Source organism: Streptomyces flaveolus (assembly GCF_014648815.1).
Lineage (GTDB): Bacteria > Actinomycetota > Actinomycetes > Streptomycetales > Streptomycetaceae > Streptomyces > Streptomyces flaveolus.
Map to the genome: position 1 here is coordinate 65,806 of NZ_BMRV01000014.1, position 25,052 is coordinate 90,857.

27 protein-coding genes, 1 pseudogene and 1 riboswitch are annotated in these 25,052 nt (G+C 71.5%); of the genes and pseudogenes, 25 read left to right on the forward strand and 3 right to left on the reverse strand.

The genetic code is table 11. The features are described from left to right. The first annotated feature begins 32 nt into the window (after positions 1–32). The 14 genes and pseudogenes from rimM to IEZ05_RS28180 all read left to right on the forward strand — a co-directional run bounded on the left by rimM (position 33) and on the right by IEZ05_RS28180 (position 11,500). The gene (rimM, locus tag IEZ05_RS28115) at positions 33–587 is read left to right on the forward strand and encodes a ribosome maturation factor RimM (RefSeq protein WP_189233067.1); all 555 of its coding nucleotides are present in this window, start codon (positions 33–35) and stop codon (positions 585–587) included. Beyond that, positions 587–1,420, forward strand: a complete 834-nt coding sequence (trmD, locus tag IEZ05_RS28120; RefSeq protein ID WP_189233167.1) for a tRNA (guanosine(37)-N1)-methyltransferase TrmD — start codon at positions 587–589, stop codon at positions 1,418–1,420. The genes rimM and trmD overlap by 1 nt, the downstream gene beginning before the upstream one ends. Before the next feature lie 136 nt (positions 1,421–1,556). Continuing rightward, a complete protein-coding gene (gene rplS, locus IEZ05_RS28125; RefSeq protein WP_108015375.1) occupies positions 1,557–1,907 on the forward strand; it encodes a 50S ribosomal protein L19 in 351 nt (116 codons plus the stop codon). Between the two features lie 45 nt (positions 1,908–1,952). Then, positions 1,953–2,681, forward strand: coding sequence for a signal peptidase I (gene lepB / locus IEZ05_RS28130; RefSeq protein WP_189233068.1), 729 nt, complete (start codon positions 1,953–1,955; stop codon positions 2,679–2,681). After that, a pseudogene (lepB, locus tag IEZ05_RS28135) lies at positions 2,674–3,756 on the forward strand (signal peptidase I); the annotation flags it as partial. The gene lepB (IEZ05_RS28130) and the pseudogene lepB (IEZ05_RS28135), both read left to right, overlap by 8 nt. After that, complete coding sequence (gene lepB / locus IEZ05_RS28140; RefSeq protein ID WP_229869897.1) at positions 3,647–4,639, forward strand: signal peptidase I; 993 nt, start codon at positions 3,647–3,649, stop codon at positions 4,637–4,639. The pseudogene lepB (IEZ05_RS28135) and the gene lepB (IEZ05_RS28140), both read left to right, overlap by 110 nt. Positions 4,640–4,730: 91 nt before the next feature. Further along, a complete protein-coding gene (lepB, locus tag IEZ05_RS28145; RefSeq protein ID WP_189233070.1) occupies positions 4,731–5,507 on the forward strand; it encodes a signal peptidase I in 777 nt (258 codons plus the stop codon). Continuing rightward, on the forward strand, positions 5,497–6,018 hold the full coding sequence (locus tag IEZ05_RS28150; protein ID WP_189233071.1) for an NUDIX hydrolase: 522 nt from the start codon (positions 5,497–5,499) through the stop codon (positions 6,016–6,018). The genes lepB (IEZ05_RS28145) and IEZ05_RS28150 overlap by 11 nt, the downstream gene beginning before the upstream one ends. A 56-nt stretch (positions 6,019–6,074) precedes the next feature. Then, positions 6,075–6,383, forward strand: coding sequence for a DUF2469 domain-containing protein (locus IEZ05_RS28155; protein ID WP_003965949.1), 309 nt, complete (start codon positions 6,075–6,077; stop codon positions 6,381–6,383). An 88-nt stretch (positions 6,384–6,471) separates the two neighbouring features. Then, a complete protein-coding gene (locus IEZ05_RS28160) occupies positions 6,472–6,834 on the forward strand; it encodes a YraN family protein (protein ID WP_189233072.1) in 363 nt (120 codons plus the stop codon). Beyond that, a complete protein-coding gene (locus IEZ05_RS28165) occupies positions 6,834–8,459 on the forward strand; it encodes a YifB family Mg chelatase-like AAA ATPase (RefSeq protein WP_189233073.1) in 1,626 nt (541 codons plus the stop codon). Before IEZ05_RS28160 ends, IEZ05_RS28165 begins: the two co-directional genes overlap by 1 nt. Beyond that, positions 8,456–9,685, forward strand: coding sequence for a DNA-processing protein DprA (gene dprA / locus IEZ05_RS28170; RefSeq protein ID WP_189233074.1), 1,230 nt, complete (start codon positions 8,456–8,458; stop codon positions 9,683–9,685). The genes IEZ05_RS28165 and dprA overlap by 4 nt, the downstream gene beginning before the upstream one ends. 286 nt (positions 9,686–9,971) lie before the next feature. Beyond that, positions 9,972–10,814 carry an RNA polymerase sigma factor WhiG gene (whiG, locus tag IEZ05_RS28175; protein ID WP_189233075.1) on the forward strand — a complete coding sequence of 281 codons (843 nt, stop codon included), beginning with the start codon at positions 9,972–9,974 and terminating at the stop codon, positions 10,812–10,814. A gap of 128 nt (positions 10,815–10,942) precedes the next feature. Further along, complete coding sequence (locus IEZ05_RS28180; protein WP_189233168.1) at positions 10,943–11,500, forward strand: TetR/AcrR family transcriptional regulator; 558 nt, start codon at positions 10,943–10,945, stop codon at positions 11,498–11,500. Between the two features lie 107 nt (positions 11,501–11,607). Here the strand turns inward: IEZ05_RS28180 and IEZ05_RS28185 are convergent, their stop codons facing one another. After that, a complete protein-coding gene (locus IEZ05_RS28185) occupies positions 11,608–12,222 on the reverse strand; it encodes a murein hydrolase activator EnvC family protein (RefSeq protein WP_189233076.1) in 615 nt (204 codons plus the stop codon). 273 nt (positions 12,223–12,495) lie between these two features. Between IEZ05_RS28185 and rpsB the strand changes: the two genes are divergently transcribed. The 5 genes from rpsB to IEZ05_RS28210 all read left to right on the forward strand — a co-directional run bounded on the left by rpsB (position 12,496) and on the right by IEZ05_RS28210 (position 17,212). Beyond that, on the forward strand, positions 12,496–13,413 hold the full coding sequence (gene rpsB, locus IEZ05_RS28190; RefSeq protein WP_189233077.1) for a 30S ribosomal protein S2: 918 nt from the start codon (positions 12,496–12,498) through the stop codon (positions 13,411–13,413). Between the two features lie 95 nt (positions 13,414–13,508). Further along, positions 13,509–14,345, forward strand: a complete 837-nt coding sequence (tsf, locus tag IEZ05_RS28195; protein WP_189233078.1) for a translation elongation factor Ts — start codon at positions 13,509–13,511, stop codon at positions 14,343–14,345. 206 nt (positions 14,346–14,551) lie between these two features. Continuing rightward, the gene (gene pyrH, locus IEZ05_RS28200; RefSeq protein WP_007444937.1) at positions 14,552–15,310 is read left to right on the forward strand and encodes a UMP kinase; all 759 of its coding nucleotides are present in this window, start codon (positions 14,552–14,554) and stop codon (positions 15,308–15,310) included. Positions 15,311–15,491: 181 nt separating this feature from the next. Next, positions 15,492–16,049, forward strand: a complete 558-nt coding sequence (frr, locus tag IEZ05_RS28205) for a ribosome recycling factor (protein ID WP_189233079.1) — start codon at positions 15,492–15,494, stop codon at positions 16,047–16,049. Beyond that, positions 16,049–17,212: a phosphatidate cytidylyltransferase gene (locus IEZ05_RS28210; RefSeq protein WP_189233080.1), complete on the forward strand. Its 1,164-nt coding sequence runs from the start codon at positions 16,049–16,051 to the stop codon at positions 17,210–17,212. Before frr ends, IEZ05_RS28210 begins: the two co-directional genes overlap by 1 nt. A gap of 6 nt (positions 17,213–17,218) precedes the next feature. Here the strand turns inward: IEZ05_RS28210 and IEZ05_RS28215 are convergent, their stop codons facing one another. Next, on the reverse strand, positions 17,219–17,665 hold the full coding sequence (locus IEZ05_RS28215; protein ID WP_189233081.1) for an SRPBCC family protein: 447 nt from the start codon (positions 17,663–17,665) through the stop codon (positions 17,219–17,221). Between the two features lie 17 nt (positions 17,666–17,682). Between IEZ05_RS28215 and IEZ05_RS36560 the strand changes: the two genes are divergently transcribed. The 6 genes from IEZ05_RS36560 (at position 17,683) to IEZ05_RS28245 (ending at position 24,211) form a co-directional block, all read left to right on the forward strand. Beyond that, the gene (locus IEZ05_RS36560) at positions 17,683–18,189 is read left to right on the forward strand and encodes a VOC family protein (protein ID WP_229869898.1); all 507 of its coding nucleotides are present in this window, start codon (positions 17,683–17,685) and stop codon (positions 18,187–18,189) included. 90 nt (positions 18,190–18,279) lie between these two features. Continuing rightward, entirely contained in the window at positions 18,280–19,386 is a 1,107-nt protein-coding gene (gene rlmN / locus IEZ05_RS28225) for a 23S rRNA (adenine(2503)-C(2))-methyltransferase RlmN (RefSeq protein ID WP_189233082.1), read from the forward strand. Between the two features lie 36 nt (positions 19,387–19,422). Then, positions 19,423–19,528: riboswitch (TPP riboswitch) on the forward strand. Between the two features lie 79 nt (positions 19,529–19,607). After that, positions 19,608–20,696 carry a thiamine ABC transporter substrate-binding protein gene (locus IEZ05_RS28230; protein WP_189233083.1) on the forward strand — a complete coding sequence of 363 codons (1,089 nt, stop codon included), beginning with the start codon at positions 19,608–19,610 and terminating at the stop codon, positions 20,694–20,696. A 68-nt stretch (positions 20,697–20,764) separates the two neighbouring features. Then, complete coding sequence (locus IEZ05_RS28235; RefSeq protein ID WP_189233169.1) at positions 20,765–22,366, forward strand: ABC transporter permease; 1,602 nt, start codon at positions 20,765–20,767, stop codon at positions 22,364–22,366. A gap of 2 nt (positions 22,367–22,368) precedes the next feature. Beyond that, on the forward strand, positions 22,369–23,388 hold the full coding sequence (locus IEZ05_RS28240; RefSeq protein WP_189233084.1) for an ABC transporter ATP-binding protein: 1,020 nt from the start codon (positions 22,369–22,371) through the stop codon (positions 23,386–23,388). A gap of 25 nt (positions 23,389–23,413) precedes the next feature. Next, on the forward strand, positions 23,414–24,211 hold the full coding sequence (locus IEZ05_RS28245) for a maleylpyruvate isomerase family mycothiol-dependent enzyme (RefSeq protein ID WP_189233085.1): 798 nt from the start codon (positions 23,414–23,416) through the stop codon (positions 24,209–24,211). A 61-nt stretch (positions 24,212–24,272) separates the two neighbouring features. Here IEZ05_RS28245 and IEZ05_RS28250 read toward each other — a convergent pair whose 3' ends face one another. Continuing rightward, entirely contained in the window at positions 24,273–24,983 is a 711-nt protein-coding gene (locus tag IEZ05_RS28250) for an LAETG motif-containing sortase-dependent surface protein (RefSeq protein ID WP_189233086.1), read from the reverse strand. Positions 24,984–25,052 lie beyond the last annotated feature (69 nt).

Sequence of the window (25,052 nt, forward strand, 5' to 3'; positions counted from 1 at the left end):
GCCCGCAGTCGTATGACAGGAGATCAAGCACAGTGCAGCTGGTAGTCGCGCGCATCGGCCGCGCCCACGGGATCAAGGGCGAGGTCACCGTCGAGGTCCGCACCGACGAGCCGGAACTGCGGCTCGGGCCCGGTGCGGTACTGACCACCGACCCCGCCTCCGTCGGGCCGCTCACCATCGAGACCGGCCGGGTCCACAGCGGCCGCCTCCTCCTGCGCTTCGCCGGGGTGAGCGACCGCACCGCCGCCGAGGCGCTGCGCAACACCCTCCTCATCGCCGACGTCGACCCCGACGAGCTGCCCGAGGAGGAGGACGAGTACTACGACCACCAGCTCATCGACCTCGACGTGGTGACCAAGGACGGCGAGGAGGTCGGCCGCATCACGGAGATCTCCCACCTGCCCACCCAGGACCTGTTCATCGTGGAGCGCCCCGACGGCAGCGAGGTCTACGTGCCGTTCGTGTCGGAGATCGTCACCGAGGTCGACCTGGAGGAGCAGCGCGCGGTCATCGACCCGCCGCCCGGCCTGATCGACGACCGGGCCGAGATCGCCTCCTCGCGCGACGCCTCCGGAGACGATGCGTGATGCGGCTCGACGTCGTCACGATCTTCCCCGAGTACCTGGAACCGCTGAACGTCTCCCTCGTCGGCAAGGCACGCGCGCGCGGGCAGCTGAACGTCCACGTGCACGACCTGCGCGACTGGACCTACGACCGGCACAACACCGTCGACGACACCCCGTACGGCGGCGGCCCCGGCATGGTGATGAAGACCGAGCCGTGGGGCGACGCGCTGGACTCCGTCCTGGCCGACGGCTACGAGACCGGCTCCGGCGAGCCCGCCCTCATCGTGCCGACGCCCAGCGGCCGGCCCTTCACCCAGGAACTCGCCGTCCACCTCTCCGAGCGCCCCTGGCTGATCTTCACGCCCGCCCGCTACGAGGGCATCGACCGCCGCGTCATCGACGAGTACGCGACCCGGATGCCCGTGTACGAGGTGTCCATCGGCGACTACGTGCTCGCCGGCGGCGAGGCGGCCGTACTGGTCGTCACCGAGGCCGTGGCACGGCTGCTGCCCGGTGTCCTGGGCAACGCCGAGTCCCACCGGGACGACTCCTTCGCCCCCGGCGCCATGGCCGGCCTCCTGGAGGGCCCCGTCCACACCAAGCCGCCCCTGTGGCGCGGGCGCGGCATCCCGGACGTGCTGCTCAGCGGCCACCACGGCAAGATCGCCCGCTGGCGCCGCGACGAGGCCCTGCGGCGCACCACGGCCAACCGGCCCGACCTGATCGAGCGGTGCGACCCCGAGGCCTTCGACAAGAAGGACCGCGAGATGCTCTCCATCCTGGGCTGGGAACCCGACCCGGACGGGGAACCGTACGGCCGATTTTGGCGCAGGACGCCGGGCGTGGAACAATAGGCCGCTGTTGTGCGTCCGTCCGGAGCGCGCCCCTGCCACAGGGGGACACGACGCCCGTCCCGACCCGCACGACCCTGATTCCGAAACACCTAGTTTCCGTTGATGACCTGTGGCATCAGCGAGGAAAGCAGACGAAATGTCTCACCTGCTCGACACCGTCGACGCCGCGTCGCTGCGCAGCGACGTCCCGGCCTTCCGCCCCGGCGACACCGTCAACGTGCACGTCCGCGTCATCGAGGGCAACCGCTCCCGTGTGCAGCAGTTCAAGGGCGTAGTCATCCGCCGCCAGGGTGCCGGCGTGCGCGAGACCTTCACGGTCCGCAAGGTCTCCTTCTCCGTCGGCGTCGAGCGCACCTTCCCGGTGCACACCCCGATCGTGGAGAAGATCGAGCTCGTCACCCGCGGTGACGTCCGTCGCGCCAAGCTGTACTACCTGCGCGAGCTGCGCGGCAAGGCCGCGAAGATCAAGGAGAAGCGCGAGAGCTGAGCGCTCTCCGAGGTCTACGGCGGAGCCGGATAACATCTGGCTCCGATGGACACCGAAGCACAGCCCACGGAGCGCGACCGCTCCTCCCGCCCTTCCGACGCCGAGCAGACCTCGGTCCCGGAGGGCCCGGAGGGACGGTCGCGTTCCGCGTTCTCGGCGTGGCTCGCCGACTGGGTGCCGGGCGGGCGGATCACCGTGGCCCTGCTCGCCCTCCTGGCCCTCCTGCTGCTGCTCAGCACCTTCGTGCTGCGCCCCTTCCAGATCCCCAGCGGATCCATGGAGCGCGGATTGAGGATCGGCGACCGGGTTCTCGTAAACAAGTTGGCGTACCGTTTCGGTGGCCGGCCGCAGCGGGGCGACATCGTCGTCTTCGACGGCACCGGGTTCTTCGGGCACGGCGACTACATCAAACGCGTTGTCGGTGTGGGCGGGGACCACGTGGTGTGCTGCGACAAGGAGGGGAGGGTCCTGGTGAACGACCGTTCGGTCGACGAGTCGGCGTTCCTGTACCCCGGTGACCGTCCGTCCACCGTGCCCTTCGACGTCGTGGTGCCCGACGGCACCCTGTTCGTCCTCGGTGACCACCGCGGCGACTCCAGCGACTCCCGCGACCACCTGGGCTCGCCGGGCGGCGGGATGGTCCCGGTGGACGAGGTGATCGGCCGCGCCGACTGGATCGTCTGGCCCTTCGGCCACGCCACCCACCTCGACCGTCCGGACGCCTACGCGCGCGTGCCGGCGACGGCACCGGCCGCCAAGGGCGTCGATGGGTAGCCGGGGCAAGCCGCGCGGGGCGCCCAGCAGCCCCGCCGAGGACCTCCTGCCCACCGGGTCCCGGCGCGCCGCCGCCCCGTCCGGCGGCCGGTCCCGTGCGGAGCGGCGCAAGCTCCAGCGCAAGGTCAAGCGGCGTCGCAGGCGCAGTGCCGTCAAGGAGATACCGCTCCTCATCGGCGTCGCCGTCCTCATCGCGCTGGTCCTGAAGACCTTCCTCGTCCAGGCCTTCGTCATCCCGTCGGGCTCCATGGAGCAGACGATCCGGATCGGCGACCGGGTCCTGGTCGACAAGCTCACCCCCTGGTTCGGCTCCGAGCCGCAGCGGGGGGACGTCGTCGTCTTCCGCGACCCCGGCGGCTGGCTCCAGGGCGAGCAGACCACCAGGAAGGACGACCCCGTCGTCGTCAAGCAGGTCAAGGAGGGCCTCGCCTTCATCGGCCTGCTGCCGTCCGACGACGAGAAGGACCTCATCAAGCGGGTCGTCGGAGTCGGCGGGGACCACGTCAAGTGCTGCGACGCCCAGGGGCGGATCACCGTCAACGGCGTTCCGCTGAACGAGGACTACCTGTATCCCGGCGACGTTCCCTCCACCACGCCGTTCGACGTCACCGTTCCCGAGGGGCGGCTGTGGGTGATGGGCGACCACCGGTCCAACTCCGCCGACTCCCGCGTCCACCAGGACACCGACCACGGCACGGTCTCCGAGGACGAGGTGGTGGGGCGGGCCATGGTGATCGCCTGGCCGTTCGGTCACTGGACCACGCTGGACGAGCCGAAAACGTACGCGTCCGTGTCCGACGCGGCCTCCGGTTCGGCCGCTGCCTCCGCCCTGTCGCATAGGGTTGCCCCCGACGATCCGAACGCGATGATTCAACTCCCGATCCCTGCGGAACTCCCGCTCGTTATGGGAGTGGTGGGCCTGCGCCGTGTACGGGGCAGGCGGTGGCAGAGAGTAAGGAGTTGGCGTGGGGGATGTGGCGGTTGGCGCACGGTCCGGTCACGACGGCGAGGAACACCCGGGACGCCCCACGGAAGCGGCCGGCCCGTCCACGGACGGCGCCCAGGCCTTCGCGAGCGACTCCGGGACGGCCGAGGACAGCAGGGTGACGGACGAACAGAACGGGACCGAGGACGAAGGAGTGGGCGGGACCCCGCCCAAGAAGCGTCCCGAGGCCAAGAAGCAGCGTTCCTTCTGGAAGGAACTGCCGATCCTCATCGGCATCGCGCTGGTGCTCGCGCTGCTGATCAAGACCTTCCTGGTGCAGGCCTTCTCGATCCCGTCCGCATCGATGCAGAACACCCTCACGGAGGGTGACCGCGTCCTGGTCGACAAGCTCACCCCGTGGTTCGGCTCGGAACCCGAGCGCGGCGAGGTCGTCGTCTTCCACGACCCCGACCAGTGGCTGGCGGGCGAGCCGACGCCCGAGCCGAACGCGCTGCAGACGGTCCTCAGCTGGATCGGCCTGATGCCGTCCGCGGACGAGAAGGACCTGATCAAGCGCGTCATCGGAGTCGGCGGCGACACGGTCGAGTGCAACGGCACGGGCCCGCTCAAGGTCAACGGCATGGCGCTGAACGAGCCGTACGTCTACCCCGGCAACACGCCGTGCAGCGATGACGACCAGGGCGGCCGGTTCAAGGTGAAGGTCCCCGAGGGCTCCATCTGGGTCATGGGCGACCACCGGCAGAACTCCGCGGACTCCCGCTACAACCAGTCGGACAAGCACGGCGGCATGGTCCCCGTGAAGGAGGTCGTCGGCCGCGCCATCGTGGTCGCCTGGCCGGTCAACCACTGGGACACCCTGCCGGTGCCGGAGACCTTCGACCAGGACGGTCTGACGAACCAGGCGTCGGCCGCCGCCGCGCTCACCGTCGCACCCCAGGGCCTCGCCCTCGCCGGTGTCGCCCCGGTCGTCTGGTGGCGCCGCAGGAGGACCGTCCCCGCCGAGACCCGCTGAAGCACCGCGGAGCCCGTCCCTCCGGGCCGGCCGGTCTCCGGCGCCGGAAGGGGCTGCCCCGTTCGGGTACTGCCCGGTAGGGTGCGGATCCATGGGTGGCGAGAGCACGACACGTACGGCCCCGCACGGCGGCGGCGCAAGCAAGGCCCCGGCGGCCGGCAGGACCGGGCAGCGGCTGTCCGGCATCGCCGTGGCGCTCGGCCTGGTGCTGTTCCTCGGCGGCTTCGCCTGGGGAGCGGTGGTCTACCGGCCCTACACCGTGCCGACCAGCTCCATGACGCCGACGATCCACGCCGGTGACCGGGTGCTCGCGCAGCGGATCGACGGCACGGACGTCCACCGCGGCGACGTCGTCGTCTTCAAGGACGCGACCTGGGCCAACGCCCCCATGGTCAAGCGCGTGGTCGCCATCGGCGGAGACACCGTCTCCTGCTGCCAGGAGGGCAAGCTCAAGGTCAACGGCAAGGTGATCGACGAGTCCTACCTGCCCGCGGGCACGCCGGCCGAGATCACCAACTTCCCGACCGTGACCGTCCCCGAGGGGCGCCTGTTCCTGCTGGGCGACGAACGCGACAACTCCGTGGACTCCACCGCCCACCTCACCGACGCCGCCGGCGGCAGCGTGTCGCGCGGCGCCGTGGACGCCCGCGTGGACGCCGTCGTATGGCCCATGAACGGCATGCTCGAACGGCCGGCGGGCTTCGAGACGCTGGGCGGCCTCTCCTCGCCGGGCCCGCTGCGCACGGTCGTCGCGCTCGTGATCGCCGGTGCCGTACTGATCCTCGGCGGCGCCGCGTACGGCCCGATCGCCAAACGGTCCGCCGCCTCCCGCGCCAGGGCCGGGACGGAGCCCACCGGTGGCCGCTGAGACGACGGCCGGCCGGGACACCTACGAGGGCGGGCTGCGCAAGGTCGCCCGGGTGGTGCTGCTCGACCCCGAGGACCGCATCCTGCTGCTGCACGGCCACGAACCGGACGACCCGGCCGACGACTGGTGGTTCACCCCCGGCGGCGGCGTGGAGGGCGACGAGACCCGCGAGGAGGCAGCCCGGCGGGAACTCGAGGAGGAGACCGGCATCACCGACGTCGAACTCGGCCCCGTGCTGTGGCGACGCAGATGCTCCTTCCCGTTCGCGGGCCGCCGCTGGGACCAGGACGAGTGGTACTACCTGGCCCGCACCACCCAGACCGTGACCGAGGCCGTGGGCCTGACCGAACTGGAGCGCCGCAGCGTCGCCGGAGCGCGCTGGTGGACGTGTCGGGAACTGACCCGCGCACATGAGACGGTGTATCCGACCAGACTCGCCGAGCTGCTGCGCACGCTGCTCGACGAAGGTCCTCCGGCCGGACCGGTGACCCTGGACACCGAAATCGTCTAGGGGCACGCGGGACTGGCGCACAATGGGGGGATCGCACGGCTGAAGGGGAACATGCCATGAGCGCCGAGGACCTCGAGAAGTACGAGACCGAGATGGAGCTCAAGCTCTACCGGGAGTACCGCGACGTCGTCGGTCTGTTCAAATACGTGATCGAGACCGAGCGGCGTTTCTATCTCACCAACGACTACGAGATGCAGGTGCACTCGGTCCAGGGCGAGGTGTTCTTCGAGGTCTCCATGGCCGACGCCTGGGTGTGGGACATGTACCGGCCCGCCCGCTTCGTGAAGCAGGTGCGGGTGCTGACGTTCAAGGACGTGAACATCGAGGAGCTCAACAAGAGCGACCTGGAGCTTCCCGGCGGGTGACGGAGTTTTCCACAACCGGTGAGTAGTTCACCGTGAGCGACGGGCTCGGCCCGTCTGCGTGATCGTTGGCGCCGGAGGTGGTGCCGACATGAACGCACGAGGTGCGCTGGGCAAGTACGGCGAGACGCTCGCCGCCCGCCGGCTGGGTGAGGCCGGACTGACGGTCCTGGAACGCAACTGGCGCTGCGGCAGGGCCGGCGAGATCGACATCGTCGCCCGGGACGGGGACGTCCTGGTCGTCTGCGAGGTCAAGACCCGCAGGGGCGGCGCGTTCGAACACCCGATGGCCGCCGTGACCCCCGACAAGGCGGAACGGCTGCGCCGTCTCGCCGAGCGCTGGATCCAGACCCACGGGGGAGCCCCGCCCGGAGGCGTCCGCATCGACCTGGTGGGCGTGCTCCTGCCGCGGCGCGGCGCGCCCGTCGTCGAGCACGCGCGGGGGGTGGCGTGATGGGGTTCGCGCGTACGTGCTCCGTGGCGCTGGTCGGCGTCGAAGGCGTGGTGGTCGAGGTGCAGGCCGACCTCGAACCGGGCGTGGCGGCGTTCACGCTGGTCGGACTGCCGGACAAGAGCCTGACCGAGAGCCGGGACCGGGTCAGGGCGGCGGTGGTGAACTCGGGCGCGGAGTGGCCGCAGAAAAAGCTGACGGTCGGACTGAGCCCGGCATCGGTGCCCAAGAGCGGCAGCGGATTCGACCTGGCGGTCGCCGCGGCCGTGCTCGGCGCCGCCGAGCGGATCGACCCGCGGGTGCTGGCCGACATCCTGATGATCGGGGAACTGGGCCTGGACGGACGGGTGCGGCCGGTGCGCGGCATCCTGCCGGCGGTACTGGCCGCCGCGGAGGCCGGGTACGAGCAGGTGGTCGTGCCCGAGTGCGCCGCCGCAGAGGCGTCCCTGGTGCCCGGCGTGTCCATCCTCGGCGTGCGCAGCCTGCGCCAGCTGATCGCCGTCCTCGCCGACGAACCCGTGCCGGACGAGGAGCAGGACCGGCAGGGCGGGCCCGACCCGCTCATGGCCGGCCTGCGCATGCCCGGCACGGGCGCGGCCACGGGCATGCACAGCATGGGCGCTGCCCAGCACGACCACGATCACGACCTCGCCGACGTCGTCGGCCAGACCTCGGCGCGCACGGCGGTGGAGGTCGCCGCGGCCGGCGGACACCACCTGTTCCTGGAGGGGCCGCCCGGCGCCGGCAAGACCATGCTCGCCGAGCGGCTGCCCGCGATCCTGCCCCGGCTGGGCCGGGCGGAGTCGCTGGAGGTCACCGCGGTGCACTCGGTGGCGGGCCTGCTGCCGCCGGGCAAACCCCTCATCGACGTCGCCCCCTACTGCGCGCCGCACCACTCCGCCACGATGCAGGCCCTCGTCGGCGGTGGGCCCGGCGTGGCACGGCCCGGTGCCGTGTCGCTGGCGCACCGGGGCGTCCTGTTCCTGGACGAGACCCCCGAGTTCAGCAGCCATGCCCTCGACGCGCTGCGCCAGCCCCTGGAGGCCGGACACGTCGTCATCGCGCGCAGCGCGGGCGTGGTGCGGTTCCCGGCGCGTTTCCTGATGGTGCTGGCCGCCAACCCCTGTCCGTGTGGGCGCTTCTCACAGAAGGACGACCTGTGCGAGTGCTCGCCGGCGTCGATCCGCCGCTACCAGGCCAGGCTGTCCGGCCCGCTGCTCGACCGGGTCGACCTCCGCGTCGAGGTGGACCGGGTGACGCGCAGGGAGCTTGCGGGGGACGGCACCCGGGGCGACTCCACCGCGACGGTCGCCGACCGGGTGCGCGGGGCTCGCGAGCGGGCCACCGCCCGCCTCGCCGGCACCCCGTGGCGCTCGAACAGCGAGGTGCCCGGCCGGGAGCTGCGCAGCCGCTGGTACGCCGCGCCCGGTGCCCTGGAGGACGCGGAGCGCTGCCTCGAACGGGGCGTGCTCACCGCTCGGGGCCTCGACCGGGTCCTGCGCGTCGCCTGGACCGTCGCGGACCTCGTCGGCCACGACCGGCCCGACGCGAGGGACGTCGCCCTGGCACTGCAACTGCGCACGGGGGTGCCGCGAGGCGTTCCCATGGAGCTGGGGGCGCTGACATGAACAGGGGCGGCGGCAGTGATGCGGGCGGCGACGGGAGCCGGGGCGACGGCGTGGGCCGGGAGGAGCGGGCGGCCGGCGAGTCCGCGGCGGGTGAGCTGCTCGGCCGGATCTTCCTCACGCGGGTCATCGAGCCCGGCGACGAGGCCGGCGGACGGTGGGTGCGGGAGTGCGGGGTCGCGGAGGTGGTGCGGCGGCTGCGCGAGGGCGGGCGCGCCCTGCCGGGGGCGAGCGCAAAGCGGTGGGCCGGCCTGTGCGCACGGGCCGACCGGGCCGACCCGCGCGGGGACCTCGCCGTCGCGCGGGCGGCCGGGGTGCGGTTCGTGGCGCCCGGCGACACCGAGTGGCCCCGGCAGCTCGACGACCTGGGGGACGGCCGGCCCCTCGGGCTGTGGGTGCGCGGCCGGCCCAGCCTGCGCATGTGGGCGCTGCGGTCGGTGGCGGTCGTGGGCGCCCGCGCCTGCACCGAGTACGGCGCCCACATGGCGGCCACCCTCGCCGCCGGCCTCGCCGAACGCGGCTGGGTCGTGGTCTCCGGCGGGGCCTACGGCGTCGACGGCGCCGCGCACCGGGGTGCCCTCGGCGCGGGCGGCGCCACCGCGGCCGTCCTCGCCTGCGGTGTCGACCGTCCCTACCCGCCCGGACACACCGGGCTGATCACCAGGATCGCGGAGCAGGGACTGGTCGTCGGGGAGCTGCCGCCGGGCGATCATCCGACACCGAGCAGATTCGTCCTGCGCAACCGCGTGATCGCCGCGCTCACCCGGGGCACCGTCGTCGTCGAGGCGGCCCTGCGCAGCGGCTCGCTGGTCACGGCACGGGCGGCACAGCGTCTGGGCCGGCACACCATGGGAGTGCCGGGGCCGGTCACCAGCGGGCTGTCCGCGGGAGTGCACGAGCTGCTCCGCGGCGACGCCGTACTGGTCACCGACGCCGCGGAGGTCGTCGAACTGGTCGGCGACATGGGGGAACTGGCCCCGGACCGGCGAGGTCCGGTACTGCCCACCGACCTACTGGAACCCCGGACCCGGCAGGTGCTCGCCGGGCTCCCGGCGCGCGGCACGACCGCGGTGGCCGACGTCGCGCGCCGCGCACAGACCACGCAGGACGACGCGGTCGCGAGACTGTACGAGCTTCGAGCACTCGGTTACGTCGAACGACACGGCGACGGCTGGAAGTTGACACGCCAGGCGATGATCTCGGTCCGTGGTGGCCGTGGCCCGCGCTGACCGAGCGTGTTCGGCCGTCCGGGGGAAGCCCGACGCCCTTGGGGATTCCCGCAGTTGGGCGATTCGGATGATCACGCTGAGCGATCACCGTCCCCCCTGTAGGGCGTTCAGCGGAACGTATCTGCGTACGACCCCCCGGCCGTTCTTCGCCCACCGCGACAGTCCAGTCACGCTACGCTCACGAGGACCCCCACGCAGACCGGCGACAACAGGCGACAACCAGACAGCAGACCGGCGGCCTCACCCCAGGCACACCACATCACGGCAGAACGGCACAAGGCGACGAATGCCCCAGCACACCTCCGGGTCCGACCGGGCGGCGCTCCCCCCAGCCGCCCGCGACGGTGGCAGCGTGCGACCGCCCGCCCCCTCGACGCTCGACGAGCTGTGGCGGTCGTACAAGGCGACGGGGGACGAGCGGCTGCGGGAACAGCTGATCCTGCACTACTCGCCCCTGGTGAAGTACGTGGCGGGCCGGGTGAGCGTGGGGCTCCCGCCCAACGTCGAGCAGGCGGACTTCGTCTCCTCCGGGGTGTTCGGGCTGATCGACGCGATCGAGAAGTTCGACGTCGACCGGGAGATCAAGTTCGAGACCTACGCGATCACCCGGATCCGGGGCGCGATGATCGACGAACTGCGGGCGCTGGACTGGATCCCGCGGTCCGTGCGGCAGAAGGCACGGAGCGTGGAGCGGGCCTACGCGACGCTGGAGGCGCGGCTGCGGCGGACCCCGTCGGAGGGCGAGGTGGCCGGCGAGATGGGCATCGCGGTGGAGGACCTGCACGCGGTCTTCAGCCAGCTGTCGCTGGCCAACGTCGTGGCCCTGGAGGAGCTGCTGCACGCCGGGGGCGACGGCGGGGACCGGCTCAGCCTCATGGACACCCTGGAGGACACCGCCGCCGACAACCCGGTGGAGGTCGCCGAGGACCGGGAGCTGCGGCGCTTCCTGGCGCGGGCGATCAACACGCTGCCGGAACGGGAGAAGACCGTCGTCACCCTGTACTACTACGAGGGGCTCACCCTCGCCGAGATCGGCAACGTGCTGGGCGTGACCGAGAGCCGGGTCAGTCAGATCCACACCAAGTCCGTACTGCAGCTGCGTGCGAAGCTGGCGGCATTCGGCCGCTGACCTGGTCTTGCGTTCCCCGTCCGGCCCCACCGGTGGCCTGGTCGGCGACCCCCGGGCCGGGCGGGTGACTCCCGTACGGGGGAACGCCTCCGTAAAGTGGTGACGTGCCAAGGATTCGAGCGGCCTCCGTGGCCGAGCACCGGTCGATGCAGCGTGCCGCCCTGCTGGACGCGGCACGCTCCCTGCTGTCCGACGGCGGGACGGAGGCGCTGACCTTCCCCGCCCTCGCCGAGCGGACGGGTCTCGCCCGTTCGTCCGTCTACGAGTACTTCCGGTCGCGGGCCGCGGTCGTCGAGGAGCTGTGCGCCGTCGACTTCCCCGTCTGGGCGGCGGAGGTCGAGGCGGCGATGGAGCGCGAGGCGACGCCCGAGGGCAAGGTCGAGGCGTATGTGCGCCGGCAGCTCGACCTGGTCGGGGACCGGCGGCACCGCGCCGTGGTGGCCATCTCCGCGAGCGAACTGGACGCCGGCGCCCGGGAGAAGATCCGGGCGGCGCACGGTGGTCTGGTCGCGATGATCGTCGCGGCGCTGGGCCAGATGGGGCACGAGCAGCCGCGGCTGGCGGCGATGCTGCTCCAGGGGGTCGTGGACGCGGCCGTGCGGCGTATCGAGCTCGGGGCGGCCGAGGAACCGGCGGTGATCACGGAGGCGGCTGTCTCCATGGCGTTGCGAGGCATCCGGGGCTGACCCGGGGCCGTCGAGGCCCTGGTGCGCACAGGGCGCCCGGCGTTCACCGGGGCCGCCCCTGCCTCCGCGGCGGTGCCTACCAGGTCGTTCAGGCTCGGGCAGGCTGCCTATGGCCGCTGCCCGGCGGGGAGGGGGACTCCCAGCACCGGCAGCAGTCTCGACGGGCCCGCGCCGAGCAGCCACGGCGGCAGCAGCGCGAGCGGGTTCAGATAGACCTCGCCCCTCAGCACACCCCAGTGCAGGCACGCCGAGCAGTGGGAACCCGTCGGCTCCACCGTGCCCAGCAGTTCCCCGGCGGCGACCTCGGCGCCCTTGCGCACCGACGCCCGCACCGGTTCGTACGTCGTCCGCAGGGGCGGGTCGCCCGTACCCGTCAGTTCCAGCGAGACGACACCCCTCCCCGCGACCCGCCCGGCGAAGGACACCCGTCCCGCAGCCACCGCCCGTACGGCGGTCCCGGCCGGCGCGGCGAGGTCCACGCCGCGGTGGCCCGGGCCGTACGGCGTCGGCGGAGGCTCCCAGCCCCGCAGCACCGCGGGCCGGGTGCCGACCGGCCAGAACCGGGCGACGGCCGGCACCGCAGGGCCCGACTCCTGCCGGGGGCCCGCCACCGAGACCGCCACCTGCGCCACCGGCCGTTCCGGTCGCGGCGGCGCCGGAGCCATGACGGCCAGCAGCATCGCCACCCACGTACACACACCCGCACATCGCCTCGCTCGCATGCGAGAACCGTCCCCCACCGGGACCGGCCACCTTCCGGCCCTGTGGACCACTCGCCGGTTGTGGACAGCTGCGTCACCCGGCGCCCCTCCGGTCCCGTACACTTCTGGTGGCGACCCGGGTGACCGGGTCGACTTCGCACGCCCCGACACGAGGCCGTCAACGATCTCGTGTCAGCGCCCCTCGGTCCCTTGCGGCACGGCGCATCGCGGGCGTCAGGCGCGGAAGCCGTCCGGCTTCCGCGGCACAACCGAGAAACTCAAGGAGATACGGCCATGGCCGTCGTCACGATGCGGGAGCTGCTGGAGAGCGGCGTCCACTTCGGTCACCAGACCCGTCGCTGGAACCCGAAGATGAAGCGCTTCATCTTCACCGAGCGCAACGGCATCTACATCATCGACCTGCTCCAGTCGCTGTCGTACATCGACCGCGCCTACGAGTTCGTCAAGGAGACCGTCGCCCACGGCGGCACGGTCATGTTCGTCGGCACGAAGAAGCAGGCGCAGGAGGCCATCGCCGAGCAGGCCACCCGCGTCGGCATGCCCTACGTCAACCAGCGCTGGCTGGGCGGCATGCTCACCAACTTCTCGACCGTCTACAAGCGCCTGCAGCGCCTGAAGGAGCTCGAGCAGATCGACTTCGAGGACGTGGCCGCCTCCGGCCTCACCAAGAAGGAGCTGCTGGTCCTCTCCCGCGAGAAGGCCAAGCTGGAGAAGACCCTCGGCGGTATCCGCGAGATGTCCAAGGTGCCCAGCGCCGTCTGGATCGTGGACACCAAGAAGGAGCACATCGCGGTCGGCGAGGCCCGGAAGCTCAACATCCCGGTCGTCGCCATCCTCGACACCAACTGCGACCCCGACGAGGTCGACTACAAGATCCCGGGCAACGACGACGCGATCCGCTCCGTCACCCTGCTCACCCGCGTGATCGCCGACGCCGTCGCCGAGGGCCTCATCGCCCGCTCCGGTGTTGCCACCGAGGGCAAGGGCGACAAGGCCGCCGGCGAGCCGCTGGCCGCGTGGGAGCGCGACCTGCTCGAGGGCGAGAAGAAGGCCGACGAGGCGGAGAAGCCCGCCGAGGCCGCCACCGAGGCTCCGGCCGAGGCTGCCGCTGAGGCCCCCGCCGAGGCTCCGGCCGAGGCTGCCACCGAGGCTCCGGCCGAGGCCCCTGCCGCGGACGCCGAGCAGGCCTGACCCCTCACCAGCTTCGGGTGCTGGACGGCGGGGACCACACCAGTCCCCGCCGTTCGGCCCGTAGATCTTCAGACTTCGAGAGAGATTCCGGAATCATGGCGAACTACACCGCCGCCGACGTCAAGAAGCTTCGTGAGCTCACGGGCGCCGGCATGATGGACTGCAAGAAGGCGCTGGACGAGGCCGAGGGCAACGTCGACAAGGCCGTCGAGGCGCTCCGCATCAAGGGCCAGAAGGGCGTCGCCAAGCGCGAGGGCCGCTCCGCCGAGAACGGTGCCGTCGTCTCGATCATCGCCGACGACAACACCTCGGGTGTCCTCGTCGAGCTGAAGTGCGAGACGGACTTCGTCGCCAAGGGTGAGAAGTTCCAGGCCGTCGCCACGGCCATCGCCGAGCACGTCGCCAAGGCCGCCCCGGCCGACCTCGAGGCCCTGCTCGCCTCCGAGATCGAGCCCGGCAAGACCGTTCAGGCGTTCGTGGACGAGGCCAACGCCAACCTGGGCGAGAAGATCGTCCTGGACCGCTTCGCGCAGTTCTCCGGCGGCTTCGTGACCGCGTACATGCACCGCACGATGCCCGACCTGCCCCCGCAGATCGGTGTCCTCGTCGAGCTGGACAAGCCGAACGCCGAGATCGCCAAGGGCGTCGCCCAGCACATCGCCGCCTTCGCGCCGAAGTACCTCTCCAAGGACGACGTCCCGGCCGAGGTCGTCGAGTCCGAGCGCCGCGTCGCCGAGGAGACCACCCGCGCCGAGGGCAAGCCCGAGGCCGCCCTGCCGAAGATCGTCGAGGGTCGCCTCAACGGCTTCTTCAAGGACGCCACCCTGCTCGGCCAGCCCTACGCCCTGGACAACAAGAAGTCCGTCCAGAAGGTGCTGGACGAGGCCGGTGTCACCCTGAAGCGCTTCTCGCGCATCAAGGTCGGCATCTGAGTCCGTACCGCGACGGACGCACGACCCCGGTAGGGTCGACAGCAGTCGTCCGCGCCGTTGCCGTCTGCCGCTGCGCACCCGCGCGTGGCGGCGGACGACAGCAGATCTGACGAGGAGGCCATTGCCGCGTATGGGATGCGAAACACGCCCCCACCGGCAATGGCCTTCTTCGTGTGTGTGACCCACGTAAAAGAGGCGAGATCTCCATGACCACCAAGGCCGAGAAGAGCGACGACGGCAAAGTACGCGGCCGCTTCATGCTGAAGCTGTCCGGAGAGGCCTTCTCCGGCGGTGGGGGCCTGGGCGTCGACCCCGACGTGGTGCACGCCATCGCCCGCGAGATCGCGGCCGTCGTACGCGACGGTGCGCAGATCGCCATCGTCATCGGCGGCGGCAACTTCTTCCGCGGCGCCGAACTGCAGGTGCGCGGCATGGACCGCGCCCGCTCCGACTACATGGGCATGCTCGGCACCGTGATGAACTGCCTGGCCCTCCAGGACTTCCTGGAGAAGGAGGGCGTCGACTGCCGTGTGCAGACCGCCATCACCATGGGCCAGGTCGCCGAGCCGTACATCCCGCTGCGCGCCGTGCGCCACCTGGAGAAGGGCCGCGTGGTCATCTTCGGCGCCGGTATGGGCATGCCGTACTTCTCCACCGACACCACCGCCGCCCAGCGCGCCCTCGAGATCGACGCCGAGGCACTGCTCATGGGCAAGAACGGCGTGGACGGGGTCTACGACTCCGACCCGAAGACCAACCCGGACGCCGTGAAGTTCGACGCGCTCGGCTACGGCGAGGTCATCACCCGCGACCTCAAGGTCGCCGACGCCACGGCCGTCACGCTCTGCCGCGACAACAGCCTCCCGATCGTGGTCTTCGAGCTTCTGAAGGAGGGCAATATCGCCCGCGCCGTCAAGGGTGAGAAGATCGGCACGCTTGTGGGTGACCAAGGCAGCCGGGACTGACCGGAGAACCACCCCCTGTCCGCGGACACCACCTGTCCGGGGGACGGACGGGACGGGGCCGGGCCGGGGGATGGACAATGTCCCACCGGTCGGGAACCGTGCAGGAAGAAGACGCGACGCAGCCGGCCGCAGCTCAGACAGGACCGCAGCCGGGCCTACTCAAGACACGCAGGAGCAAGTGGTGATCGAAGAGACCCTCCTCGAGGCCGAGGAGAAGATGGAGAAGGCCGTCGTGGTCGCCAAGGAGGACTTCGCCGCGATCCGCACCGGCCGTGCGCACCCGGCGATGTTCAACAAGATCGTGGCCGACTACTACGGCGCGCCGACGCCGATCAACCAGCTGGCCTCGTTCTCCGTGCCCGAGCCGCGCATGGCCGTGGTGACGCCGTTCGACAAGAGCGCCCTGCGCAACATCGAGCAGGCGATCCGCGACTCCGACCTGGGCGTCAACCCGAGCAACGACGGCAACATCATCCGGGTGGTGTTCCCCGAGCTCACCGAGGAGCGCCGCCGCGAGTACATCAAGGTCGCCAAGGGCAAGGGCGAGGACGCCAAGGTGTCCATCCGCTCCGTGCGCCGCAAGGCCAAGGACGCCATCGACAAGATGGTCAAGGACGGCGAGGTCGGCGAGGACGAGGGCCGCCGTGCGGAGAAGGAGCTCGACGACACCACCGCGAAGTACGTCGCCCAGGTGGACGAGCTCCTGAAGCACAAGGAAGCCGAACTGCTCGAGGTCTGATGAACGACTCTTCCTGGGGAGCGCCGCCACAATCCGGGTACTGGGGGCCGTCCGACCAGGGGCCTGTCCAGGGGGCTGCCCCGGCGGGTCCCGCGTACGATGCGCACAACGCGCAGCAGACTCGCCCCATGCCCATCGTGGCCGACGTACCCGAACACGGCGGAGCCCAGGATGACGGCCAGGGGGCCGCTCGGCTGAGCGGCCTCCTGTTCCGAGACGAGCCGTTCCGCGACGACACGTACCGCGGCGAGACCCCGTCGGCACAGCCGTATGCGGCGGTGCCGCAGAATCCGGAGCCCATGCCCGACGCCCAGCAGCCGGCGCAGCCGCAGCCGCAGCCGCAGAAGAAGAGCGCGGGGCGCGACCTGGGTTCCGCGATAGGGGTCGGTGTCGGGCTCGGCGTGGTGATCATCGCGTCGCTGTTCGTCGTCAAGGCCGTCTTCGTCGGTGTGATCGCGATAGCCGTCGTGGTGGGCCTGTGGGAACTGACCACACGTCTCCAGGAGCGCAAGGGCATCAGGGCGCCGCTCGTGCCGCTCGCGATCGGTGGCGCGGCGATGGTGGTCGCCGGGTATGTGCGCGGCGCGGAGGGCGCGTGGGTCGCCATGGCGCTCACGGCGCTGGCGGTCCTCGTATGGCGGATGACCGAGCCGCCGGAGGGCTACCTCAAGGACGTCACGGCGGGCCTGTTCGCGGCCTTCTACGTGCCGTTCCTGGCCACGTTCGTCGCCATGATGCTGATGGCCGACGACGGTCCGTGGCGCGTGTTGACCTTCCTGCTGCTGACGGTCGTCAGCGACACCGGTGCGTACGCGGTCGGCTGGCGCTTCGGCAGGACCAAGCTCGCCCCGCGCATCAGCCCCGGCAAGACCCGTGAGGGCCTGCTCGGGGCGATCGGCTTCGCGATGGTGGCGGGCGCGCTGTGCATGCAGTTCCTGATCGACGACGGCTCCTGGTGGCAGGGCCTGCTGCTCGGCCTCGCGGTCGCGGCCAGCGCCACGCTGGGCGACCTCGGCGAGTCCATGATCAAGCGGGACCTCGGCATCAAGGACATGGGCACGCTGCTGCCGGGGCACGGCGGCATCATGGACCGCCTGGACTCGCTCCTGCCGACGGCACCGGTGGTGTGGCTGCTGCTCGTCGTGTTCGTCGGGTCCGGCTGAGCGCCCTCAAACGCTCGCGGCGTGCTCGCGCACCGCGATCCGGGCCAGCTTCGTCAGCATCATGCCGTTGCGGACCGAGACGAAGTAGTCCACGGGGAGCCCGTGCATCCGGGCGCCCGGGCCCCGGAGGGGGTGCCAATCGAGGGTGAAGAGGGTGTGCTTGCCCCAGGGCGTCAACTTCATGGCGATGCGAGCCGCGCCGAAGGGTTCTGCCTTCGCTTCCAGTTCCAGACGGCGGTGAGGTTCGCAGATGCGGACGACGCAGGTGTCGTCGAGGGTCACGGGGCCGGCGCCGACGCGGACCTTCAGCCGGGCGCCCACCTCGGGCCAATGCGGGTCCGCGGCAAGGACCCGCTGCGTTCCCGTCACCCACTCGCCGTAGCGGCGGCCGTCGGACAGCAGGCTCCAGACCTCGGACGGTGAGCTGAGGATCAGACAGCGGTTCCGGGCCATGGTCACGCTCCTGCAGGATGGGCGGCTCGAGCCAGGGCGTGGGGACTCGGCCACACCTCGGCTCGACGGGCAGGCCCGGCGCACCGGGCCGTTCTCGCCGGCCGGTCCACGGGTTCGGCTTCCAGCCTCACGCCGACCGCACCGCCTGCACAGTCCGGCAAGTCCAGACAGGTGAGCGGACAGGCCCTCGCGCCGCTTGGCCGGTTCGGTGCCGAACAGCTTCGACCCGACTGAACCACCTCGGCGTCGAGGTCGGGTCCACCGACCAGGTCGGCGCGGCCACGACCCGGCTCAAGGACGCCGGCCTGGCCACCTTCGAGGAGAACGACACGTCCTGCTGCTACGCCCTCCAGGACAAGGTGTGGGTGCACGGCCCCGGCAAGGAGCCCTGGGAGGTCTACGTCGTGAAGGCCGACGCCGACACCCTCGGCAAGAGCGCCGACCCCCGTGCCGGCGGCGACGGCTGCTGCACCGGCCAGGCCGCCGAAGACGCTCCGAGCGCCGCGGGCTGTGCCTGCGGCTAGGCGGTACGAGGAGCGGGCGAAAACGGGCCCCGGCCACGGTCGGACGACGGCCGCAGGTCACCCGAGTGGATCTGCGACACTGGTTGGGTCATGCCTAAGCCCGGAGAACTCACATTCGTCGCCCCGCGCGGAGCCAAGAAGCCGCCGCGGCATCTCGCCGATCTCACGCCTGCCGAGCGCAAGGAGGCCGTCGCCGCGATCGGTGAGAAGCCGTTCCGTGCGAAGCAGCTCTCGCAGCACTACTTCGCGCGGTACGCGCACGACCCCGAGCAGTGGACCGACATCCCCGCCGGTTCGCGGCAGGGGCTGCGGGACGCGCTGCTGCCCGAGCTGATGTCGGTCGTCCGGCATCTGTCGACCGACCAGGGCACCACCCGCAAGACGCTGTGGAAGCTGTTCGACGGCACGCTCGTCGAGTCCGTGCTCATGCGCTACCCGGACCGGGTGACCATGTGCATCAGCTCCCAGGCGGGCTGCGGCATGAACTGCCCCTTCTGCGCCACCGGGCAGGCCGGCCTGGACCGGAACCTGTCCACCGCCGAGATCGTGCACCAGATCGTGGACGGCGTGCGGGCGCTCAGGGACGGTGAGGTCCCCGGCGGCCCCGCCCGGCTGAGCAACATCGTGTTCATGGGCATGGGCGAGCCCCTCGCCAACTACAACCGGGTCGTGGGGGCCATCCGTCGCCTCACCGACCCCGAGCCCGACGGGCTGGGGCTGTCCCAGCGCGGCATCACCGTCTCCACGGTCGGCCTGGTCCCGGCGATCCACCGGTTCGCCGACGAGGGCTTCAAGTGCCGCCTCGCCATCTCCCTGCACGCCCCCGACGACGAGCTGCGCGACACCCTCGTGCCCGTCAACACGCGGTGGAAGGTGCGCGAGGTCCTCGACGCCGGCTTCGAGTACGCGGCGAAGTCCGGGCGCCGGCTGTCCATCGAGTACGCCCTGATCCGTGACATCAACGACCAGGCGTGGCGCGGTGACCGGCTCGGGCGGCTGCTCAAGGGCAAGCCGGTGCACGTCAACCTCATCCCGCTCAACCCGACGCCGGGCTCGAAGTGGACCGCCTCGCGGCCCGAGGACGAGAAGGCGTTCGTCGCGGCGATCGAGGCGCACGGTGTGCCGGTGACCGTCCGGGACACCCGTGGGCAGGAGATCGACGGGGCGTGTGGTCAGCTCGCCGCGACCGAGCGGTAATCTGACCCGCGTACATCTTCATATTCAGACATCTTCATATTCCGACAGGGGAGCGCCACAGCGCTGAGAGTGCGGCACCGGCCGCAGACCCTCCGAACCTGGCCCAGGTCATTCTGGGTAGGGAGATCGGTCATCACTCGAGCTGTTGCGCCCTGCCCGGGTCCCTCGCCAGGGGTCCCGGGCGGGGCCGCGTCTTCTCCTGGTAACCCAGGAGGAATTCCGTGAGCATCACCAAGAAGGTCAGCGTCCTGGCCGTCGGGCTCGGCCTCGTCGGCGGCCTGGCCGCCTGCGGATCGTCGTCCGACGGCGACGACCAGGGGTCCGGCGGTTCCAAGACCGTGACCCTCGTCAGCCACGACTCGTGGGCCGCGTCCAAGAGCGTCATCGCGGACTTCGAGAAGAGCTCCGGCTACAAGGTCAAGGTCCTCGAGGACGGCGACGCCGGGCAGGCCGTCAACAAGGCCATCCTCACCAAGGACAACCCGCAGGGCGACGTCTTCTTCGGCGTCGACAACACGCTGCTGTCCCGCGCGCTCGACAACGGCCTGTTCCAGTCGTACGAGCCCAAGGGCTCCGACATGATCCTGCCCGAGTACCGGGTCGACCAGGACAAGCACCGCGTCACGCCCATCGACACCGGCGACATCTGCGTCAACTACGACAAGGCGTACTTCAGCGAGCACAAGCTGACCCCGCCCGACTCCTTCGACGACCTCGCCGAGCCCGCGTACAAGGACCTCCTCGTCACCGAGGACGCCGGCAGTTCCTCGCCCGGGCTCGGTTTCCTGCTGGGCACCGCCGCCAAGTACGGGGACGACGGCTGGCAGGACTACTGGAAGAAGCTGAAGGCGAACGGGGTCAAGGTCGTCGACAGCTGGGAGCAGGCGTACAACGAGGAGTTCTCCGGCTCGTCCGGCGGCAAGAAGGCGAAGGGCGACCGCCCGCTCGTCGTCTCCTACGCCTCCTCGCCCCCCGCCGAGGTGATCTACGCCGACCCGAAGCCGGACACCGCGCCCACGGGCGTCGCCACCGGCACCTGCTTCCGCCAGGTCGAGTACGCGGGCCTGCTGAGCAGCGCGAAGAACACCGAGGGCGGCAAGGCGCTGCTGGACTTCCTGGTCAGCAAGAAGTTCCAGGACGACATGCCGCTGAACATGTTCGTCTACCCGGTGCGGGAAGCGGCCCAGGTGCCACCGGAGTTCGTGAAGTACGGCCCGCAGGCCAAGAACCCGCAGACCCTGGACCCGAAGAAGATCGCCGACAACCGTGACCAGTGGGTCAAGTCGTGGACCTCGCTCCTCCTGAAGTGACCAAAGTGACCAAGGCCGCCCGGTCCGCTCCGACCCGGCGGCGCGGGAGCGCGGCGCGGCTGGCCCTGATGGCCGGCCCCGTCGCGTTCTTCGCGGTCTTCTTCGCCTACCCCGTCGCGGCGATCGTCGCGCGCGGACTGGAGGTCGACGGGGTCTGGCGGTTCGGGCGGATCGGGGACGTCCTGGCCCAGTCCGACGTCCGGCACGTGCTGTGGTTCACCACCTGGCAGGCGCTCGCCTCCACCGCGCTCACGTTGCTGATCGCCCTGCCCGGCGCCTATGTCTTCGCCCGACTCGACTTCCCCGGCAAGCAGTTGCTGCGGGCCGTGGTGACCGTGCCGTTCGTGCTGCCGACGGTCGTGGTGGGCACCGCGTTCCTGGCACTCGTCGGGCGGGGCGGACTGCTCGACGAGCTGTGGGGCGTCCGGCTGGACACCACGGTGTGGGCCATCCTGCTCGCGCACGTCTTCTTCAACTACGCCGTCGTCGTACGCACCGTCGGCGGGCTGTGGGCCCAGCTCGACCCGCGCCAGGAGGAGGCGGCGCGGATGCTCGGCGCGTCCCCCCTGCGGGCCTGGCGGCGGGTCACCCTGCCGGCGCTCGCGCCCGCCGTGGCCGCCGCCGCGCTGATGGTGTTCCTGTTCACCTTCACCTCCTTCGGCGTCGTCCAGATCCTCGGCGGGCCCACCTTCTCCACCCTGGAGGTGGAGATCTACCGGCAGACGTCGCACGTCTTCGACCTGTCCACGGCCGCCGTGCTGACGCTGATCCAGTTCGCGGCGGTCTGCGCGATCCTCGCCGTGCACGCCTGGACGGTCCGGCGACGGGAGACGGCCCTGCGGCTCGTCGACGCGTCCCGCACCGCTCGCCGCCCGCGCGGCGCCGGGCAGTGGGCGCTGCTGGCGGGCGTCCTCGTCTCCGTCGCCGTCCTCGTCGTGCTGCCGCTCGCCGTACTGGTCCAGCGGTCGTTCGGCGCCGGCGGCCTCGGGTACTACCGGGCCCTGACCCACGAGGACGGCGGCACCTTCCTCGTCCCGCCGATCGAGGCGATCGGCAACTCCCTGCAGTACGCCCTCGCCGCCACCGCCGTCGCCGTGGTCATCGGCGGTCTGGCGGCGGCCGCGCTGACCCGGCGGGACGCGGGCCGCCTGGTGCGCGGCTTCGACGCGCTGCTGATGCTGCCGCTCGGGGTGTCCGCCGTGACGGTCGGCTTCGGGTTCCTGATCGCGCTGGACGAGCCCCCGCTGGACCTGAGGTCCTCCTGGATCCTGGTGCCGCTCGCACAGGCGCTGGTCGGCGTCCCCTTCGTCGTACGGACCATGCTGCCGGTGCTGCGCGCGGTGGACGTCCGGCTGCGGGAGGCGGCGGCGGTGCTCGGGGCGTCGCCGTGGCGGGTGTGGCGGGAGGTCGACCTGCCGATGGTGCGGCGGGCGCTGCTGATCGCGGCCGGGTTCGCCTTCGCGGTGTCGCTGGGCGAGTTCGGGGCGACCGTGTTCATCGCGCGGCCGGACAACCCGACGCTGCCGGTCGCCGTGGCCCGGCTGCTGGGGCGGCCCGGGGACATGAACTACGGGCAGGCGATGGCCCTGTCGACGATTCTGATGGTGGTGTGCGCCGTGGCCCTCGTGGTGCTGGAGCGGCTGCGGACCGACCGGAGCGGGGAGTTCTAGCAATGCTGCTGAGTCTGCGGGACGCTACCGTCCGCTTCGGCGGGCGGGCCGTGCTCGACGCCGTCGATCTGGATGTCGCCGAGCACGAGATCGTGTGCGTGCTGGGCCCCAGCGGCAGCGGCAAGTCGACACTGCTGCGCGCGGTCGCCGGGCTGCAGCGACTGGACGCCGGGCGGGTGGTGCTGGACGGGCGCGACCAGTCCGGGGTTCCCGCGCACAAGCGCGAGGTGGGGCTGATGTTCCAGGACCACCAGCTGTTCCCGCAGCGGGACGTGGCCGGCAACATCGCCTTCGGACCGCGGATGCGCGGGGCGTCGCGGTCCCGGCAGCAGCAGGACGTGCGGGAGCTGCTGGAGCTGGTCGGGCTGCCGGGTGCCGAGCGCCGGTCCGTCGCCGCGCTCTCCGGCGGTGAGCAGCAGCGGGTGGCGCTGGCCCGCGCCCTCGCGCCCCGGCCCCGGCTGCTGATGCTGGACGAACCGCTCGGCCAGCTCGACCGCTCGCTGCGGGAGCGGCTGGTGGTGGAACTGCGCGAGTTGTTCGGCCTGTTGGGCACCACCGTGCTCGCCGTGACGCACGACCAGTCGGAGGCCTTCGCGCTCGCCGACCGGGTGGTGGTGATGCGGGACGGGCGGATCGCCCAGGAGGGCACGCCACTGGAGGTGTGGCAGCGGCCGGCGGACGCCTTCGTGGCCCGCTTCCTCGGCTTCGACAACGTGGCCGAGGGGACCGTCACCGGGCAGGCCGCGGCCACCCCCTGGGGCAAGGTGCCGGTCGCCGAGGACGCCCCGCAGGGGGCGCGGACCGTGCTCGTGCGGCCCGCCGGGGTCAGGATCGTGCCCGCCGACGCCGGACTGCGCTGCACGGTGGCCGCCCGCACCTTCCGCGGCACCCACGTCGCCGTCCACCTGCAGCCCGAGGACGCGCCGCGGCTGGAGGCGGCGTGCGCGCTGCGGGCGGCTCCGGAGGTCGGGGACACGGTCGGGGTCGAGTTCGACGGGGCGGAAATCGTGGTGCTCGGATGATCGTCCCGCTCCTAGGATGCGGAGCATGACGTCACTGGCACACGAGCGCTACTGCGCCGAGATAGCCCACCAGGTCGGGCAGTTGAGGGACTTGGTGACCTCCGGCACCGACCTCTCCGCCACCGTCCCGACCTGCCCGGACTGGTCCTTGGAGGATCTGGTCCGGCACACGGGCGGCGCCCTGCGCTGGGCGGGGCTGCTGGTGCGCACCCGGGCCCAGGAGAACGTCCCGGACGAGGAGGTGCCGGGCGCCGCCGGTCCCGACGCCCGGGGCGACGCCGCCGCGCTGGACGCCTGGCTGGCGGAGTCCGGCGAGGCGGTCGTCGGCGCGCTGCGCGAGGCCGGGCCGGACGCGAAGGTGTGGTCGTGGGGCGAGCGGCACGACGCGGGCTTCTGGGCGCGCCGGATGACGCACGAGGTGACCGTCCACCGCGCGGACGCCGTGCTCACCGCCGGACAGCCCTACCGGGTCGCGCCGGACATCGCCGCCGACGCGATCGACGAATGGCTGGAGATCGTGGAGTTCGTGCAGCGGACCGGCACGGACCCCGAGGCGAACGAGCTGCGCGGGCCCGGCCGGAGCATCCATCTGCACGCCACCGACGCCGCCCCGGGGTTCGATGCCGAATGGCTGATCGAGCTCGGGGAGGACGGCTTCACCTGGCGCCGCGGCCACGAGAAGGCGACCGTCGCTCTGCGGGGGCCCCTCACGGACGTCCTGCTCGCCTTCTACCGCAGGCTGCCGCTGGACGCCCCCGGCATCGAGGTGCTCGGCGAACGGGAGTTGCTGGAGTTCTGGCTGGAGCGGGCGTCGTTCGGCTGACACGCCGATGGCCCGCCCCCGGCCGGGGACGGGCCACCGTACGCACGGTTCCTACGGGACGTCAGCGGCTGCTGTTCGCCCCGCGACGGCGCAGGCCGAAGAAGACCGCGCCGCCACCGACGACGACGAGGGCCGCCGCGATGCCGACGATCATGCCGGTGTTGGAGTTGGCACCGGTCTCGGCGAGGTTGGACTCACCGGCCGCCGGGGACGGGGCGTTGCTCGGCACGGCCGCCGGGGCGCTGCTCTCGCTCTGCGAGGCGGCGGGGGCCGACGGCGACGGGGCCGGAGCCGGCGTCTCGGTCTCCTCGGCCGGGGCGGACGAGCTCTGGGACGGGGTCGGGGACGGCGTGTCCTCGGTCTTGCAGGCGGTGGCCGGGGTGACGAGGTTCGGCTTGATGTCCTCGTCGACGTAGCCGCCGGCCTTGACGTGGATGCGGTACTCGGCGTTCGGCTTCCAGTCCGCGGCGAAGGTGATGGTGCTGCCCTCGCGGGAGCCCTTGACCACCTGCTCGTCGATCTTCTGGGCGTCCCCGCCGTTGTTCTCCAGGTACACGGTGACGGTGGCGGGGATGCCGGCGGGGTCCACGTCGGTGACGGTGATGACTCCCTTGTCGCCGTCGCACTTGGCGGCGGCGGAGAACTCGCCGATGTTGCAGGCGAAGGCGTTGCCGGCGGCGCCGATCGCGAGGGCCGCCGTGGCCGAGGCGACGCCGAGGGCACGGACGCTACGGCGTGACGCCGTGCGGCTGAGTATGGACAGGACTGCCACGTTTTTCCTTTACGGGAAGCGCGGATGCGGGGGGTGGAGAGGGTGCTGACGTCATCAGCACACCCACGA